At 67.8% G+C, this 16,784-nt stretch carries 16 protein-coding genes; 13 read left to right on the top strand and 3 right to left on the bottom strand.

The window, feature by feature from the left end; all coding sequences use genetic code 11:
• Positions 1-609: 609 nt before the first annotated feature.
• The 8 genes from KN815_RS34785 to KN815_RS34750 all read left to right on the top strand — a co-directional run bounded on the left by KN815_RS34785 (position 610) and on the right by KN815_RS34750 (position 7,168).
• The gene (locus tag KN815_RS34785) at positions 610-1,458 is read left to right on the top strand and encodes a hypothetical protein (RefSeq protein ID WP_253209421.1); all 849 of its coding nucleotides are present in this window, start codon (positions 610-612) and stop codon (positions 1,456-1,458) included.
• Between the two features lie 59 nt (positions 1,459-1,517).
• Positions 1,518-2,147, top strand: a complete 630-nt coding sequence (locus tag KN815_RS34780) for a hypothetical protein (RefSeq protein WP_253209420.1) — start codon at positions 1,518-1,520, stop codon at positions 2,145-2,147.
• A gap of 110 nt (positions 2,148-2,257) precedes the next feature.
• Positions 2,258-4,939 carry a DEAD/DEAH box helicase gene (locus KN815_RS34775; protein WP_216345836.1) on the top strand — a complete coding sequence of 894 codons (2,682 nt, stop codon included), beginning with the start codon at positions 2,258-2,260 and terminating at the stop codon, positions 4,937-4,939.
• Positions 4,936-5,340: a hypothetical protein gene (locus KN815_RS34770; RefSeq protein WP_216345835.1), complete on the top strand. Its 405-nt coding sequence runs from the start codon at positions 4,936-4,938 to the stop codon at positions 5,338-5,340. The genes KN815_RS34775 and KN815_RS34770 overlap by 4 nt, the downstream gene beginning before the upstream one ends.
• Positions 5,337-5,513, top strand: coding sequence for a hypothetical protein (locus KN815_RS34765; RefSeq protein ID WP_216345834.1), 177 nt, complete (start codon positions 5,337-5,339; stop codon positions 5,511-5,513). Before KN815_RS34770 ends, KN815_RS34765 begins: the two co-directional genes overlap by 4 nt.
• An 11-nt stretch (positions 5,514-5,524) precedes the next feature.
• The gene (locus KN815_RS34760) at positions 5,525-6,073 is read left to right on the top strand and encodes a hypothetical protein (protein WP_216345833.1); all 549 of its coding nucleotides are present in this window, start codon (positions 5,525-5,527) and stop codon (positions 6,071-6,073) included.
• Complete coding sequence (locus KN815_RS34755) at positions 6,070-6,345, top strand: hypothetical protein (protein WP_216345832.1); 276 nt, start codon at positions 6,070-6,072, stop codon at positions 6,343-6,345. The genes KN815_RS34760 and KN815_RS34755 overlap by 4 nt, the downstream gene beginning before the upstream one ends.
• Before the next feature lie 19 nt (positions 6,346-6,364).
• Positions 6,365-7,168, top strand: a complete 804-nt coding sequence (locus tag KN815_RS34750; protein WP_216345831.1) for a hypothetical protein — start codon at positions 6,365-6,367, stop codon at positions 7,166-7,168.
• A 59-nt stretch (positions 7,169-7,227) separates the two neighbouring features.
• Here KN815_RS34750 and KN815_RS34745 read toward each other — a convergent pair whose 3' ends face one another.
• The gene (locus tag KN815_RS34745) at positions 7,228-7,581 is read right to left on the bottom strand and encodes a hypothetical protein (protein ID WP_216345830.1); all 354 of its coding nucleotides are present in this window, start codon (positions 7,579-7,581) and stop codon (positions 7,228-7,230) included.
• Between the two features lie 566 nt (positions 7,582-8,147).
• Between KN815_RS34745 and KN815_RS34740 the strand changes: the two genes are divergently transcribed.
• From KN815_RS34740 to KN815_RS34730, 3 genes are all read left to right on the top strand, one after another.
• The gene (locus KN815_RS34740; RefSeq protein ID WP_216345829.1) at positions 8,148-9,110 is read left to right on the top strand and encodes a hypothetical protein; all 963 of its coding nucleotides are present in this window, start codon (positions 8,148-8,150) and stop codon (positions 9,108-9,110) included.
• 208 nt (positions 9,111-9,318) lie between these two features.
• Positions 9,319-9,849: a hypothetical protein gene (locus KN815_RS34735; RefSeq protein WP_216345828.1), complete on the top strand. Its 531-nt coding sequence runs from the start codon at positions 9,319-9,321 to the stop codon at positions 9,847-9,849.
• Positions 9,850-9,954: 105 nt separating this feature from the next.
• Positions 9,955-11,553: a PIN domain-containing protein gene (locus KN815_RS34730; protein ID WP_216345827.1), complete on the top strand. Its 1,599-nt coding sequence runs from the start codon at positions 9,955-9,957 to the stop codon at positions 11,551-11,553.
• A gap of 159 nt (positions 11,554-11,712) precedes the next feature.
• On the opposite strand, the gene KN815_RS34725 is transcribed toward KN815_RS34730, so the two are convergent.
• Together KN815_RS34725 and KN815_RS34720 are read right to left on the bottom strand one after the other, a co-directional pair.
• Positions 11,713-13,110 (bottom strand): hypothetical protein, encoded by a 1,398-nt coding sequence (locus KN815_RS34725; RefSeq protein WP_216345826.1) that lies wholly within the window; start codon positions 13,108-13,110, stop codon positions 11,713-11,715.
• A gap of 210 nt (positions 13,111-13,320) precedes the next feature.
• Positions 13,321-14,031 carry a hypothetical protein gene (locus KN815_RS34720; RefSeq protein ID WP_216345825.1) on the bottom strand — a complete coding sequence of 237 codons (711 nt, stop codon included), beginning with the start codon at positions 14,029-14,031 and terminating at the stop codon, positions 13,321-13,323.
• Positions 14,032-14,347: 316 nt separating this feature from the next.
• Here KN815_RS34720 and istA point away from each other — a divergent pair, with 316 nt between their 5' ends.
• Positions 14,348-15,946, top strand: a complete 1,599-nt coding sequence (gene istA / locus KN815_RS34715; protein WP_216345824.1) for an IS21 family transposase — start codon at positions 14,348-14,350, stop codon at positions 15,944-15,946.
• A complete protein-coding gene (istB, locus tag KN815_RS34710) occupies positions 15,943-16,716 on the top strand; it encodes an IS21-like element helper ATPase IstB (protein WP_216345823.1) in 774 nt (257 codons plus the stop codon). Before istA ends, istB begins: the two co-directional genes overlap by 4 nt.
• Positions 16,717-16,784: the final 68 nt, after the last annotated feature.

Raw genomic sequence — 16,784 nt, 5'->3', positions numbered from 1 at the left:
GCGCGCGTCCTCCTCCGGAGGAACGACGCACGACACTACGTGTCGTCAAGAAGATAAACCCCTCCGGGGTTTAAAACAATTCCTACGGAATTGTTTATGAATTCCTACGGAATTCATGCCGCCGCGCGAATTGACGCAATGTTAGTTCGGCGAGTGACTGGCCTCCTTGAGGGGTCCGAGGTTGCGCTGATCGCATATTAACCGGACTCGCTTGGGCGGGGGTTAGGAATTAGCGGGCCAGGAGGAGGGGTCGCGGAGGTTGTCCGTCAAGCGCGGAGCCCGGCAGGTAGGGCGAGCGTCACTGACCCAGTGTCATCAGCGCTCTCAACAGTTGCGTGCGGTGTTGTGCCCAGGCGACGATACCGGACGTACCTCTTTCGTGTCCACTCTTGCGAACCTGCTGCATCACTCCATGATGCCGGGTAGAGTCTGTGAAAACAGAACACCACCTCAGGCCAGAGCCTAGGTCGATGATCAACTCTGCGCATCGCCACTGGCCGACGCAATACATCCATCAGTCAGTGCACCTGCACAGTCTCAGCACTCACAACTCCACCCACTGCGCGGATAAACAAGACGCCGACATGAACTGAAAGCAAGGAAGGCGACATGAATTCCCTGAGCTTCGAAGCGCGTCTTACGGCGCGGGAGGAAATCCATCGTGAGGTTTCCGGGCTGACTGCGGAGCAGATCCACCAGCGATGGGTGGCCGCCGGTGGCCCGGAGCACCAAGAGGACCAGCGACGGCCGCTCAGCACGCCGGATCACCTGGCGGCGGTCCGGCGGAAGGAGCTGAAGCGCATCTGGACCTTGATGACCCGCGCGGGGTGGGAAACCTACTCCCCCGAGAGCGACCCGGAAGTGCACCGCTGGCACCAGGAGCTGCGGGAGCGTCAGGAAGGTGGGAGCGGAACGGCGGTGGGGCCGGATCCGGAGCTGATCAGCTACCGGATCGTGGCGCAGCGGACCGATCCGGCGCACCCCGGCGCCGCCTTGCTGACGAACTACGTCTACGGGCGGTCGGTCGAGGATGCCGTGGCCAAGGCCCGCGAGGCGCTGGAGAAGCCGGGCGGCCTGTACGGGGACCAGGGCATGTACCGCGTGGTGGAGGTGGTCGAGGAGCATTGGTCCAGCGAGTTCCGGCGGCAGGAGGAAGCCCGCCGGCGGTACCTGACCACCATCCTGGAGAACGCGACCACCACCGTGGTCGGGCGTGAGCCGGAGGACCCGGATGCGGACCTGCTCAGCCGCCTGGACGACTTCTTCACCCGCGCCGTCGTCTTCCCTGACCCGCACGGCAGCGGACGGCCGCGGCCCCACCAGGCCACGTTCGGCTGGACCAGCGAAAGGCCCTACATCCAGCACGCCAGCGACGCCGGTCGCGCCCTGGCCCTGTTCCTCCTGGCCTACCTGGACCACCACGGCCTGGCCGTCACGAACCCGAGGACCGAGCGGTGACCGGGCATCAGGACACTCCCGCGTCTGCCGGAGACCTGAGCGCTGATCCCGTGCGGCGGGTGAGCCAGTACCAAACTGCGGGCGCCAACGCCCGGTTGAAGCTGTTCGCCCTCCTGGCCGCCCAAGGCGTGCCCGCGAGCGAGGCGGACGAGCTGGTCGCTGCGCTGGAGGCCGGGGCGGTCGCCGGGGCGCAGTCCGAGGTGGTCGAGCTGGACGGCATGGCGCCGGCCTCTCGGGGCGCGCTGTTCACGGACGGCTGGGACGAAGGCGTGACGGCCGTGAGCGAGGCCCTGGTGGGCATCGCAGACCGGGACTGGGCACGACGCGGCGGCCGGTCTGCCGGGGCCGCTGAACTGGCCGTACATATCGCGGACGTGCGGCAGCGTGAACGGACCGACCTGGTGCGGCTGGAGGCGTTCGTCCGGGAGACCGTGCTGCCGCGCACGCACCCGAACACCACCGAGCGGCGCCGGGTGCTGGAGGCGCTGGGCGAGGCCGGCGGTCTGTGCACCGCGCGCACGAGGAACAGCGACGGGGACGTCATCGTCTGCACGCTCGATGCCGGGCACTACGACCCGGATGACGAGCCGCCCTTCAAGGACGGAAAGCCCGGCGGCTGGCACAAGGCGGGCGCGTCGATCTGGAACGACTTGGGTGCGGCCTGCATTCCGCACGCGGCCTGCGGGTGAACCGGGCGCGGCTGGAATCGGCTTGAGGAATGCTGGCTGTACGGGACGGGAGAAAAGGATGGCCGGTTACAGGAAATCAGCGTACTGCTGCCGAGCGAGGGGTCATTGAATTGAGTGGAATTAAACTTCGGCCTCATCAAGTAGAGGCTGTCGACGCGATCATTCGGGGGCTTTCGGTCCCTGCGGACGGGGTTGTGCCTGCCCGGGGGCTGCGTGGACAGGTCGTCTCGTCAACGGGGTCGGGCAAGTCGATCACGGCGGCTGCGGCGGCGTTGCGGATGGCGCCCCGGGGGCTTGTGGGGATCGTGGTGCCGACGCTGGAACTGCTCACGCAGACGGTCGAGGCGTGGCGTGTGGTGGGGCATTCGGGCCCGGCGGTGGCGGTGTGCAGCCTGGATTCTGACCCGCTACTGGAGGCGATGGGGGTGCGGTGCACGACCAGTCCCTCTCAGCTGGCGCGGTGGGCGCGGAGCGGGCCGATGGTGGTGTTCGCGACCTACGCGAGCCTGTCGCCGAAGGCCGCGGAAGAGCCGGAAGACGATCAGGACGAGGACGAAGACGCGGCGGTTCCAGGGGTGCTGGAGCGGGCCATGCGCGGGGCATCCGGGGAGCGCATGGCCCCGTTCGACCTCCTGGTGGTCGATGAGGCGCACCGGACGTCGGGGGATATCGGGAAGGCGTGGGCGGCGGTTCACGATCAGGAGCGGATCCCGTCGGTGCGGCGGCTGTATATGACGGCCACACCGAGACTGTGGGAAGCCGTTCCAAGCGCCGCTGGGACTGCGGGCCGGAAGGGCGCGCAAAGTGGCTCTGAGGACGGTTCAGAGGGCTTGGGCGGGCGTCTGGTGGCGTCGATGGACGATGTCGAGCTCTACGGCCCGGTTCTGTACGAGCTGGGGCTGATGGAGAGTATCGAGCGGGGGATCCTTGCCTCGTTCGAGATCGACGTGCTGGAGATCCGTGACCCCGAGTCCCCCGGCCCGGACGCGTCGCTGGAGGAGCAGCGGGGCCGGCGGCTGGCCGCGTTGCAGGCCGCGTTGCTCAAGCACGCCGACGACACGGGTGTGCGGTCGTTGATGACGTTCCACAGCCGCACCCTGGATGCGCTCGCGTTTGCCCGTGCGTTGCCGGAGACCGCGGCTGAGCTGTACGAGGTGGATCCGGTGGCCTATCCGAAGCGGGTGGGGGCGGAGTGGCTGTGCGGGGAGCACCCGGCGGTCCATCGGCGGGTGGTGCTGGACCGGTTCGGCGATGGTCTGGATGCCGAGGGGTGGGTGACCGACATGGGGATCCTGGCGTCCTGTCGGGTGCTCGGCGAGGGCGTGGACATCCGCGGCAAGCGTGGAGTCGGCGGTGTTGTCTTCGCCGACACCCAGGGCTCTCCGGTGTGGATTGTGCAGATCGCCGGCCGGGGCCTGCGCCAGCAGCCAGGTGAGGGGAAGGTCGCACGGCTGATCGTGCCCATCTTTCTGAAGCCCGGGGAAGACCCCGAAGACATGATGGCCTCCGCCAGCTACCGACCGCTCGTCGCCGTACTCCAAGGGCTCCGTGCACACGACGACCGCATCCTCGAGCGCATGGCACTGCGAACTTCCACCTCCAGCGGACACGCCACCTCTGTAGTCGCCCTCGATCCGCAGCACGAGGACACCGGCGAAGACGAAGGGGAAGAAGAGGCAGTTGCGGACGACAGCGCCGGCGCGGCCGCCGCCGACGTCGGCGAGGACCTCGAGGAGAACGACGGGAGCAGGGAGGCCAACGGCGGCCTGGAGGAGGGAGAGAGCGAGTCGGAGGCCGCTGGGGTGCCGTTGCTGCGGTTCTCCCTGCCCCGGAACCCCGACGTCATCGCGGCCTTCCTGCGCACCCGCGTGCTGCGGCCCGACTCCGAGGTCTGGCTCTCCGGCCTCAACGCCCTGCGCAAGTGGGTGAAGGCCCACGGGGATGCGCAGGTGCCGTTGGACGCCGTGGTGCCCATCGGCACGACCGAAGGCGATGGCCACGAGGGCGACGGCGGGACGTATGCGCTGGGGGCCTGGGTCAGCGAGCAGCGGCGGCAGTTCCGTCTCGGGACGCTGAAGCCGTGGCGCGCCGAGCTGCTGGAGGAGCTGGGCATGGTCTGGTCCGTCGCTGACGCCCGGTTCTACAAGAACTTGGCTGCGGCCCGGGTGTATCACGCGGTCCACGGAACCCTCGCCGCGCCCAAGGACGCAGTCGTCGATGGCGTGCCGGTCGGCCAGTGGCTGGCCAATCTCCGCAAGACGGGGGGCCTGGGCAAGGACGAGGCCCGCGCGGCCGAACGCCGCACGGCGCTGGAGAGCATCGACCCCGACTGGAATCCGGACTGGCCCATCGACTGGCAACGCCGGTATGCGGCGCTGGCCAGCATGCTCGCGGATGAGGCGGCGCTGGCCGAGATCGTGCCCGGTGTCACCTTCGGCGACCCGGACGTCCATGCGTGGATGAAGACGCAGCGCGAGAACTGGGAGCTGCTCAGCGACGGGCAGCGCGAGCGCCTGGTCCAACTCGGCGTCGAACCGCTGCCACCGGAGCCGGAAACGCCCGCGAAGCCGCCCAAGACAGCCCTGGGGGCCTTCGAGCGGGGCATCGTGGCCCTGGCGCAGTACAAGGCCCGCACGGGCTCTGTGAAGCCTCCCAGGGCCCACGTAGAGGCCCTGCCGGACGGGACCCAGGTCAAGCTCGGCGTATTCCTATCGAACACAAAAGCGAGGCGCGCCAAACTCACCGCTGACAAGCGCACCGCCCTGGCTGATTTGGGAGTTGAGTGGGCATGAAAGACGTCACCACCGCGACCGGCGGCACGGTGCCCGGCGCCGCTATCGAGCAGCTGCTGTTCACCCAGGACTGCCGCGGAGGCGTACGGGGCCTGGCGGACACCACCATCTGTGAGAAGGCCGCGTATGCGTATGAACTCGCGTATCGGCTGTCCGGCGGCGGCGATCTCCACCGCGACGCCCACTCCGCCGGCGTCTCCAACCTCCTCGGCCACGTGGCACCGGGGATCGTCGCGTTCGCTCTCCACCACCTCGGCGCACTGCTGCCCGACCTCACAGACGAGCAATGGGCACGCATCGACGCGGCCGCCGTCAGTCTCAGCCTCCGGGTGTGCGAGGACCTCACCGGAGCCAACGGCGGCACCGGGACCGACGACGACGGAGTGACGGAGGACCGATGACGACGCTCGTGGCCGTCATCGCTGGCGTGGCGTGGCTGGTCGGCTATGGAGCCGACCGGTTACGCCCATGGCGGCAGCTCGGTGGCCGGGCAAAGGACCAGGTGCGCTCCGCTGGCCCGTGGGTCCGGGGCGGGACGATCCGCCAGGCCGCCGGGATCGACTGCGCGGCGTAGGAGGATTTGGGATGTGGAGTAGGGAAGACGTGGCCCGGGACGCCGCCCGGCGGCAGGGCCATGGTCTGAACGTGGCGCAGGTGGCGGAGAAGGTCGCGGAAGCGGCCCGGCGCGAGCGGGAGACCCAGCAGCTGCACGCTCCCGCGGAGACCGAGGGCGGGCCGTTCGCGCCCGACCCCGAGCGCCTGGCGCAGCTGTGGGCGGCCAAACACGCCGAATGGCGCCGGATCGCCGCCCTGCTGAAGGCGTCCGGCCAGCAGGTGTACGACCCCGGGCAGGACGCTCAGGGCGTGGCCTGGGCGCAGGAGCGTGACGCACGGCGACGAGGCGCTGTGGACCGGCACGCCGCGTGGATGCGGGAGCGCCGGGAGGCGAAGGGCGAGCTGCGGGCGCAGGTCTGGCTGTCCGCGGACACCAGCCGCCGCCTGCGCGCCATCGCGGCCCGCGCGGGCCTTGAGCCCGAGCAGGTCCTCGCTCAACTCGCCGAGAACGTCCGGACGGACGAAGACGGCGTCGTGGTGGTCGCCCCGTTCACCCCGCACCGCGTGGAGGGGGCATGACCGGGTTCACGGCCGTCGTGGCTGTTGTGGCGTTGCTGACCGGCTATGGGGCAGGACGGGTGCGCCCGTGGCGGCGGCTCGGTGACTGGGCGCAGGACCAGGTGCGTTTCGCCGGGCCGTGGGCCTGGGGCGGGACCATCCGCCAGGCCGTCCTCGTCCTGGCCCACGTCGTCACCGCGCCGCGAGCCAGCTGGCAACTCGTCCATCGACCGGCCCCCGAGCCGGTCACCACGCCCGAGCGCGACCCGCACTGGGGCACCAACGGTCCCTGAATGGCAAGGGAGGAGCAGCATGAGCACCGAGCAGCACGACGCGTACGGAGAAGAGCTGGCCCGCATCAGCCAGTACCAGAGCGAGGCGGTGACCGCGCGTATCAGCGTGCTCGAGGCGCTCACCCTGGCCGGGGTCTCCCCGGCCCAGGTGAACGAGCTCGTCTCGAAGCTGGAGGCCGGGGCGGTAGCCGGCGCCCACACCTGGATCTCCGAGAACAGCCCCCCGCACGGGTCGGAGCAGGCTTTCGAAGACGGCTGGTTCAAGGGCGTACGGGCAGTCGCAAGTCAACTCCTGCAGATCGCCGACACCACCGCTTCCCAGCTCGGGCGTGCCGAGTCCAACGCCCTGCAGCTCGCCCGAATCCGGCAGCAGAATTCCCGCGCCCAGGCCGAGGCGCCGGCCCCGGCCGCGGCCGCGGTGCTCGATGCGGAGGAGGTCCGGGCGGCAGCGCGGCGGTGTACGTGGGCATGCGCCGACCCGGCCCACTTCTTCGACCCCGAGGCGTCGGAGGAGATCCTGGCCGTGGCCCTCAGCGCCGTACGGGATGAAGAACGGGCCGACTACGCCCAACACCTGGAGACATTCGCCGACCGGCATCGCGAGCGGCTGGAGAAGATGCTGCGCGCGTACGGGCCGGGCAGCGCTCCCGCCGAATACGGCCGGTACGCGCTGGTCGGCCAGCCCGAAAGCCTCGTGCTCTGCGAACGGCTGGAGACCACCCCGCTCCTGCTGCAAGGGCTATGGGACGGAGAACTGGAAGACACCTTCCTGGACGACCTGGCCTACGCGTGGGGAGCCCACCGCCACCGTCCCCGCCGGTGAACTCAGGAGACAGCCCGGTGACAGGCCACAGCTCGCCGTCGACATCAACTGGAGAAGGCTCAATGGCGCAGAGGTTCGAAAATGCCAGCCTGGTGCTGGGGCCGGTCAACGGACGGGCGGCGGCGCTGTGCCGGTTCGCCGGTCGCCCCGCCGCCGATGAAAACACGACCACTCTCGCGGTGCTCGACGCGGCCCTCGACTTCGCCGAGCAGATGGAAGGCGTGGACGACGTCCGAGAGCTGCTGGATCTGTGGAAGGTAGCCCGCGTGTGGGGCCACCCGCCGGTTCCCGACGTCGAACTGCCCCGGCTGGGCCAGACAAGCACAGCGGTGGCAGGTCACCTGCAGACCCTGCTGGAGCAATTGACGCCGCAGGAACTGCGGGAGCTGGGGATCGCGCTGTCGGTCGACCACGACATGGTCGCCCTTGCCCTGGAACTGGTGGAGGAGGCAGCGGCCGGAAGCCGTGAATTCCAGGCGAGCACGATGGCGGAGTTTGAGGCTGAAAACCGGCTGAACGAGGATTGCCGACCTGATCGTATACGCGGCAGAGCTGTCCGCAGCCGACGCGCTCCCCGCCCCACTCTTGTGGCAGGCAGCCGGAGCCGACCATCTCTGTGCCAGCGCGCGAGTCCCCGTGCCGGGAACCGACCTGCTGGTATGGGCCAAGATCGACCGGCGGCCCTTCGACGGACGCCCCTTGTGGAGCCAGGCCACGACCCTCGGACTGTGGGGATGGTCGCTCCGCTGGCAACACACGGACGGCACGCCCGTGCACTACAAAGCAGGCCATGCCCCGAGCATGGCCGCCGCACGCTGGCGAGCCCAACGGGCAACGCAGAACCTCCTCACCGACCCATATCGAGCCAAAAGCCCCGCGACCGGCGATCCACTAATCACTCCACACTGAAACCGAAGGCGCCGAACAGACGGCCCATCGTGTGCCCGGTATGTCGGTGCAGACCAGTAGCCTCGGGGGGATGGGAGATGCGGTGAAGCCCGAAACGCTGCGTTCCGCCATAGCCAGCGCTGTTGCCGAGTTGAAGTCGTACGAGGTCCCAGGCGAATGCGTACGTCTGGGGCTTGCTCCGGGAGAAGAGAGCGAGGCCTTCGGGAGCAAGTACCGCTACGTCATGAAGCGGCTGCGACCGCTGGCGGTGCCAGAGCTGACCACAATCGCTCGCAAGCTCCTCGACGAGTACGAAGCACCGGAGCTGGAGCAGGTCCTCGCTTCCTTGGGCATGACCAGCGTCGACGGAGAGTTCAAGAACCTGATCTTTGCCGCTAACGGCCCCAAGCCTGAGATCGTTCTGCGTGACGCGGTCAACAACCGCCTCGACATCGTCCGCAACGCCCAGTACTGCCTGACGTACACCCGGCCTCTCGTCGCCGCCGGCCTGTCATGGGCCGAGCTCGTCAGCTGGTGGCAGCAGACGAACCCCGCCGTGGCAGGTGACCAGGAGGCCGCCTCCAGGACTCTGTGCGCACGGCTCGCGGACTCGCTCGCCTCCCCGCCGGAAGAAGTCCTGTTCCACACGTACGCGGCCCTGTACTTCCGGGAGGGAGGGCCTGCTCTGCCCGCTCTGATTCCCCAGGTGTATCTCCACTACGACCCCTACACCGCGAAGGCCCGGGTCGCGCCTGGCCCCTTGGCTAGGCAGCGTATGGACTTCCTCCTGCTGCTGCCCAACAGAGTTCGGGTGGTCCTGGAGGTCGACGGCCACCAGCACTACTCGATCAACGGCAAGGCGAGCCCCGAACTGTATGCCCAGATGGTGTCGGAAGACCGGCAGTTGAAGCTCTCCGGATACGAGGTCTACCGCTTCGGTGGCCACGAGCTCGACCGGAGTGCCGGCCCTCGGGCAGTCGCTGGCTTCTTCCGAGAGCTCTTCGGGCGTTACGACATACCGCTGCCGCCCACGGTGCCGGCATCCAGCAGCTAGCCGTGGCGGCGTGACTCCCTGCGGCGGAGGCTCGTTGGGCATGATGGTGCCGCCCCAGCCCGCCGCGACGGTGCCTCGGCTGAAGAGCGACCGGACCCGTGACCGGCGACACCGTAAGCCCCAGATGCACCGCATCATCGCGACGGACGCTCACGTGGCCTGGCCACCGACAGCGCCACATCACGGGAGGGCGCACAAGGAACCAGCCATGAGTTCACACGCCCGTAAGAACCAAGCACGCCAGTACCGCGACCAGCACAAGGTCACCTACACAGCAGGACTGCAGCAGATCCGCGACTGCCTTCCCCCTGCCCAAGGCGCGACGAGAGCCGCCCCGGCGCCGAGCTGGACAGCCGACGCCGTGCCCCAGGAGCTGCTGGCGGCGGTCGAGCAGCACTGCCGCTGGACCTCGAGCTACTGCCACCGGGCGGTACAGGTAGGCCGCGAGTACGGCGCATGCCTGCGCGAGTGGCAGCGTCTGGTGTCGTACGCCCTCACCGACGCTCACGCCCACAGCCAGCTGCTGATCGGCACCATCGCCGCCTTTCTCCAGCAGCAGGGCGTCGAGGACGACCTCATCCGACGGCACCTGCAATCCCCCGACCCCGACCGCTACGTCACCGGCGATGCCCTGGCCCACCTCGCCGGCCTGCTCGGCTGCCCCCTCCCTCACGGCACCGTCGAGCCCAGCTGGTACAGCATCGGACGCGCCATCGCCCAGCGCGGCTCAGAGAAGTAGTCACGGTGTCTCCCGGCAGCGAGGTGTGAGGTTGGGCCGCCCTGCTCGCCACCCGCGTCCGCTCCGATTGAGATACTGCCTCCTCATTGAGACGGGGAGGCCTGGTTGATCATCTTCGATACGAATGCCGTGAATCTTCTGCCGCCAGAGGGACCGCGTGCCGACATCATCCGGAAGCTGCGGCAATCGCGGCACCACAGGGTCGCCGTGCCGTGGATGGTGCTGGAGGAAATGGCCGCTCACCAGGCGCACCACTACCCGGTCAGGCACCAGGCTGTCCTGAACACCCTGGAGAAGCTGCGAGACATCCTTCCCTGGGAGCCGGAAATCTCGCTGGAACCGCTGGACCTGGAGCGTTTCCTAGATCACTGGCGGAAGGTCTACGGAGAGATATTCGAGGTGATCGAGACCAGCGACGGAGCCATCCGCAGGGCGTACCAGCGGGAGGCCATGGCCCTGCCGCCGACGAAGCGCGGCAAGGACCACTCCGAAGGCGGCCGCGATGCGGCGATCTGGTTCTCCGTCCTGGAATTCCTCGAACAGAACCCGGACCAACACGTCCACCTCGTCACGAACAACAGCACGGATTTCACCGACGGAACCGGCTACCCGTACCCGATGAACGAAGACATCCGCGGCATGGAACACCGGCTCACCCTGCTACAGGATTTCGACCAGGTCGTCTCCCAGTTCACCAAAGAGGTGTCCGGGACGGACGCGGAGGCCGCCGCAGGTGAGCTCCTGAGGTCACTGCCTGTTCGGAAGCGGGTTTCTCAGACAGCCGTAGAGGTTCTCAGCTCCCCCACCGGATTCGCCGGCCTGGGGACCGCCGGCGTCGGGGTGGAGTGGCGTGAGTGGCTCGCCTCACCCGAGGTCGATCTCCTCAGCGTCACGGACGTGACGGGACACGAGATCGAAGGCGACGTCTGGTACACGGCCAAGGCCAGCTGGCTGCTGTACGGTCTCGCCCTCAACGGAGAGGACGCAAGCGCCCGCTACATCGCCTGCGTGTGGCACATGAAGGTCCTCTTCTCGACAACCGAGGGCGATGAGACACCGACTCTTCTCACAACAGAAGAGCCCTCGCCACCGGACACTGACGACGAACCGTGCATGAGGATTCTGCAGGGCCTCAAGAAGCGAGTCACTGGCGTTGCCGCAGATGTGAAGCAGAATTTCCTCGCCGCGCAGTCCTCTGCGGAACGCGTGGTCACCGAACATCTGCCGCCTTCCATGCGTGAGCTCGGCCTGGCCACCAACCGGCTGGTTCAAAAGCTCACTGCTGACAGGGCAGCGCTGCAAGCCTTGATCGATACCCCGGCGACACGACTCGCCCGGCAGCTCACCGATGACCGGGCAGCGCTTGAAGCTCTGTTCGACACCTCAGCGCAGAGGATCGCCCGGCAACTCGCCGAAAATCAGGCAGGATTTCAAGCTCTGTTCGACGGCCCGGCTGCACGACTCGCCCGACAGGTCGTCGAAAATCAGGCAGCGCTACAGGCCCTGTTCGGCACCCCGGCGCAGAAGGTCGCCCGGCAGTTCGCCGACTCCGTGCCGAAGCTCGACATCGCCACCACGGCGTCGCAACCGACCGATGATGACGATGCGCCCTATGACGATGCAGAGCAGCTGGAACCCCAAGGTGACGTTGAAGACGCGCCCGAAGATGAACCGGATGCCGACGGTAGCGACCATGGTGAATAACAAGACGGGCGTCACACGTTGGCGCGGGGTTCGGCGCGGGTCGTACAGAGCGTGGGCCTCCGGGCCACCGCGACAGCTCGGTGGACAGGGCTACGCCCTCGTCGACTTCCTCCGGCCGCCAGCCCGTGATGTCCAGCAACAACCCGTCCAGCGGCCCGTCTATGAGCGCGGCGTAGGCCCCGCGGCGCCGGTCGGGCCAGGTTCTTGGACGTCGACATTGATCAGAGGAAGAAGCGCTTGGTTCAGGTCGACTTCGAGGTGCCGTGCGGGGATGAGCAGACGTTGGCCCACGGTGCCGCTTACGTTCGTTGCCGTTGCGCGCCACTCGCCGACGAAGGAGTCGACTGCTTCCTGCGTGCTGTAGAGCGTGATCGGATCGAGAGGGACCGTCTCGTGGGGTCGAAGGTCGACCGGCGTGAAGCGGATGATTGTGCGGCCCTCTTCGTGCTCGATGTACGGTGAGTCGATGGGCGGCAGCCGAAACGCTGGTGCCCGCAGGGCAGCCATACCCGGGAAGGCGCCGAGGCTGACGGGAAGGGCCGCTGATCCGTATTTTGCGGGCTCGTCAGGCCAGTCGATGTCCTCTTCGTCGTCTGTGACGTGTGCGAGGACCGTATCGGGGAGACTCAGCACGACTTCGACCTTGAAGAGATTCTCCTCCCCAGGATTGGTCAGCTTCAGCCGCAGTGGCGTCCCCGCTGTGCCAACCGCCTGTACGAAGGACTGCTGCATTGCGGTGTCGAAGTCGCGCAGGTACTCCTCAACCTGCTCACGGAACTCATCGGGCGAGCGGTAGTCAATGGGGGGCAGGGCGCGGAACACGTCGAACGCCGGGGCGTACGGGAAGGCCCCTGTCGTGCTGGTCTTCTTCGCAGGGCGCCTGGCGTCGAGCTGCTTCAGCAGGTTCTCACGCAGGACGTCGAGGATCTTGGTGCGCATGTCTTCAGCGGGCGGCACCACAGCGACGGCGCCGGCGGCAATGCCTACGGTGACGTTCACGCGCTTGGCCGCGCGCCGGGCCCGTTCCGTCAGAGCATCGATCTCGGCTGCGCGCGCGGGCTGGGTCTTTCCGGCGTACCGGTGGAAGACGGTGCCCGCGTAGAAGTTCTGGTACTCCTTGCGGAGCGGGTGAACCGGATCGCCCCATCGCGGAGGGAAGACGTCGACCAGCATGACGTGCCGCGGGCCTTCGCCGTTGTCGAACGGCACGTAGGTGAACTGGTATCGGTCGAAGTCGCCGATGTAGCGCCCCAGCCAGGCATCGACCTTCTCTATGTCATGCCTTGTAACTCCCTGGAGCGCTTCTTCCTCGACTCCGACCAGGAGGTAGGCGTGGCCTTCGGCCCACTGCGCTGCCACGTCGGGCATCCGGTTGGCGAACCCGAGGATCGCCTTCGAGACGGCGAAGGCTCCTTCCGGCTTCGACACGTCATGATGAGACTTCCACTCCAGCCAGCGTGTCTCATCAGCGTTACTGGCACCGAGAACGGCTTTGATCAGCGCTTGCTGTCTCTTCAGTCCAACTACCGGTTGATCTGCATCGAAGTTCAACGTCATGGTGGTTGCGGGGGTCCTTCGTCTCGGTTGGACCTCCAGCATGCAGGGTCACACCGACAACGCCGACCGGTTTTCCTGTCAGGTGTCGACGGTCATGGAATTCCCCACTTTGGGCGGGTTCGACGTCAGGTAATTCCCCACCTTCACGGTCACGCTTCCCCGTGGGGGCGGCGGTCGCGAACGGCGGGCCTGGACTGCTTTGAAGCCGGTCTATCCGTGCAGCCAGACCCGCAGTGGACCGACCGGCTCGAAGCCGTGGCGGACGGCAGCCGCTAGGTTGTCGCCGTGTTCGTAGCCCACCACCGGCAGAGTGGGGAACAGCCAGTGCACCGCGTCCAGTACGACTGGCCAAGCCGCGTCAGGGCCGCCGTCCGGTGCGAAGACGTTGGAGATTCCGACCACATGGTCGCTGCGGCTCGCCACCGCACCGGCGACCACCCGGCCGCTGGCGGACCGTCCGGCGAGCACGAAGGTGGCCGGGTCGTCGAGCAATTCGGGCCGGAATAGGCTTGCGTTGCCCTCCCCGTCGTCCCAGGCCAGTGCCCAGGCACGCAGTGTGTCCGGGGCGCCCGCCACGTCCCAGGCAAGTACCGGCGCGACAGCGGACGCGCTCGCCGGGCGGTGGATCCACTGCGCCTCGAACAGGACGTGGAAGCCGACCTCGCTCAGGTCGAGATCGGCGAAGCTGTCCTTGACGGAGGCACCCGGCGTGATGGTGTCGATACGCGCCGCAAGCGCGGCCGGTTCGGCTCCCGGCACGAGCGTCACCGCGTCGGGGTAGTACCGCGGCGTGCGGGACGGGGCGGTCCAAGCCTGCGGGCCGAACTCACTCGTCAGGCCGTGCGATCGGCTCATCGCTGCGCACCACTCGGCGTTGTTGCGGGCGGCGGCCCGGACCATGAGCTGCTTTGACGTCGTCACGAATGCGGATCATGGCCCATCCCGGGCCGGTGGTCGAACGCTTTTCCGCGCCCTGTAAGAGGGCGGCCTCGCCCGAAGGCCCGTCGGCCGGTTCCAGGCGAATCATGTGATCGTGCAGCACTGCCAGCGATCAAGCTTTCCCCATCTTGGGTGGTTTGAGTGTTACGTCATTCTCTATCCGGAATCCCCCTTATTGGCCATGGGTAGCGCGGAGTCCGGGATCGAGGGACCTGGTCATCGCGGAGCTGCGGATGGCCCTCGCTCAGCGGGTCCCGAACGCCGATGGGCAGCCCGGATGGCAAGGAGAACGTTCGTCGTGGTCGACATCACCGAGATCTACGTCCACTGGTACGCAGGCCGCTCGAAGAGCGCACTGGCCGCGTCGCTGGGAGTGGACCGCAAGACAGTCAGGAAGTACCTGGCCCCCGCGGAGGCGTCCGGGATCATCCCCGGCGGCCCGCCGATGAGTGAGGCCGACTGGGCCGGGCTGATCGAGGGGTGGTTCCCCGGCCTCGCCGACAGGAGGCTGCGGCAAGTCACCTGGTCCGACATCGACCAACACCGCGACTACATCAAGGACTTGCTGGGAACGGTGACGGTCTCCACGATCCACCAGAGGCTGCGGGACGAGCACAAACTGAAGGTGTCGATCTCCTCCTTCCGCCGCTGGGTGCACGCCACGCTGCCCGACGAGGTGAGCCGCTCGCAGGTCACCGTCCTGCGCGACGAGGTCGAACCGGGCGAGGAAGCCCAGATCGACTACGGGTTCCTGGGCCAGTGGATCAACCCGGCGACCGGGAAACGGCACCGGGTCTGGGCGTTCGTGATGGTGCTGCCCTGCTCACGGCACATGTTCGTCCGGCCGGTCCTGCATCTGGACCAGCATGCGTGGACCGAGGCACACGTCGCAGCCTTCCGCTACTTCGACGGCGTCCCACGCCGGCTGGTGCCCGACAACCTGAAGACCGGCGTCGACAAGCCCGACCTCTACGACCCGAAAATCAACAAGGCGTATGCAGAACTCGCCACCCATTACGGCGCGTTGGTGGACCCGGCGAGAGCCTCGAAGCCGAAGGACAAGCCCAGGGTGGAGCGGCCCATGCCCTACGTCCGCGACTCGTTCTGGCGCGGGCGGGAGTTCACCTCGATCGAGCACATGCAGACCGAGGCCGTCACCTGGGCCCAGCAGGTCGCCGGGTGCCGGAAGTGCCGGCCGCTGGGCGGGGCGGCCCCAATGGCCGTGTTCGGTGCGGTCGAGGCCGCCGCCCTGCTGCCACTGCCGCCCACCCCGTTCACCCTGGCCCGCTGGTCGACGGCCACCGTCGGCCCGGACATCCACATCAAGGTCGGCCGCACCCTCTACTCCGTGCCCTGGAAGCTGATCGGCCGCAAGGTCGACGTCCGCTCCACCGCCACGATGGTGCAGGTCTTCCTCGACGGCGACCTGGTCAAGACCCACGCGGCCCTTGGACAGGGAAAACGCACCGACAAGAGCGACTACCCGCCCGAGAAGATCGCCTTCCAGATGAAGACGCCCATCTGGTGCCGCACCCAGGCGTCCGAGATCGGCGACGCCTGCCGCGAGGTCGTCGACCAGCTGCTGGAGGTCAACGCGCTCTACCGGCTCCGCGCTGCCCAGGGGGTACTCGGGCTGCGGAAGAAGTACGGCGACACACGCCTGGAGGCCGCCTGCGCGAGAGCGATCACGGTCGGCGACCCGTCCTACCGCACCATCAAGGGCATCCTGGTCGCCGGCACCGAGACCGATCCCGAGCCCGAGACCAGCGGAGACGCGGGCGCCGCGGCCTTCCTCCACGGCCCCCAGGGACTGTTCGGCTCCGTCGCACCCCCGGACACCCCGGAGGACACCCGCGACGACCAGGTCCACGGCGAAGACGAGGTGGCGGCACGATGAGCGTGATGGACACCGCCCTGCGCGAGTCACTCAAGTCCCTGAGGCTGTCCGGGATGCTGGAGACCCTCGACGCCCGCCTCGCCCAAGCCCACGGCGGCGAGCTCGGCCACCTCGACTTCCTTCAGGTCCTCTGCCAGGACGAGATCACCCGCCGCGAGACCGTCGCCTTCCAACGCAGGCTCCAGCGAGCCAAGTTCGAGCAGCAGGTCACTCTGGAGGAGTTCGACTTCACCGCCTCCTCGAAACTGCCCGCCGCCCAGATCCGGGACCTGGGCGCCCTGCGCTGGCTGCATGCGGGCGAGTCCGTAATTCTCTTCGGGCCGGTCGGGGTGGGCAAGACGCATATCGCCCAGGCGCTGGGACACCTCGCCGTCCGGCAGGGCGCCCACGTCCGCTTCGCCAAGACCAGCCGGATCCTCGCCGAACTCGCCGGCGGCCACGCGGACCGCACCTGGGAGAAACGGATCCGCGAACTGGTACGGCCCGACGTGCTCATCCTCGACGACTTCGCCATGCGCCAGCTCTCCGCAGCCCACGCCGACGACCTCTACGAACTGGTCAGCGAGCGGCAGGGCCGGTCCCTGATCATCACGAGCAACCGGGCCCCCAGCGACTGGTATCCCCTCTTCCCCAACCCCGTCGTCGCCGAGTCCCTCCTCGACCGGCTCATCAACACCAGCCACCAGGTCATCATGAACGGCCCCAGCTACCGTCCGAACAAGCGCCCCAAGAACCCCACCGACAAGCCCGCCAAGCCGTCGGTCAAGTAGACGTCATCGGCGCCCGGGGCTGGGGAATTACGTGAACTCAGCCCCGGGGAAATACGTGAACGTCCACA

Source organism: Streptomyces niphimycinicus, assembly GCF_018883605.1.
GTDB lineage: Bacteria > Actinomycetota > Actinomycetes > Streptomycetales > Streptomycetaceae > Streptomyces > Streptomyces niphimycinicus.
This window is presented reverse-complemented; position numbering and strand designations above follow the sequence as displayed.

Coding starts and splice junctions, on each gene's coding strand:
- KN815_RS34785 (WP_253209421.1), top strand. CDS start 610: ATGAATTCCCTGAGCTTCGAAGCGCGTCTTACGGCGCGGGAGGAAATC.
- KN815_RS34770 (WP_216345835.1), top strand. CDS start 4,936: ATGAAAGACGTCACCACCGCGACCGGCGGCACGGTGCCCGGCGCCGCT.
- KN815_RS34765 (WP_216345834.1), top strand. CDS start 5,337: ATGACGACGCTCGTGGCCGTCATCGCTGGCGTGGCGTGGCTGGTCGGC.
- KN815_RS34760 (WP_216345833.1), top strand. CDS start 5,525: ATGTGGAGTAGGGAAGACGTGGCCCGGGACGCCGCCCGGCGGCAGGGC.
- KN815_RS34755 (WP_216345832.1), top strand. CDS start 6,070: ATGACCGGGTTCACGGCCGTCGTGGCTGTTGTGGCGTTGCTGACCGGC.
- KN815_RS34750 (WP_216345831.1), top strand. CDS start 6,365: ATGAGCACCGAGCAGCACGACGCGTACGGAGAAGAGCTGGCCCGCATC.
- KN815_RS34740 (WP_216345829.1), top strand. CDS start 8,148: ATGGGAGATGCGGTGAAGCCCGAAACGCTGCGTTCCGCCATAGCCAGC.
- KN815_RS34735 (WP_216345828.1), top strand. CDS start 9,319: ATGAGTTCACACGCCCGTAAGAACCAAGCACGCCAGTACCGCGACCAG.
- KN815_RS34725 (WP_216345826.1), bottom strand. CDS start 13,110: ATGACGTTGAACTTCGATGCAGATCAACCGGTAGTTGGACTGAAGAGA.
- istB (WP_216345823.1), top strand. CDS start 15,943: ATGAGCGTGATGGACACCGCCCTGCGCGAGTCACTCAAGTCCCTGAGG.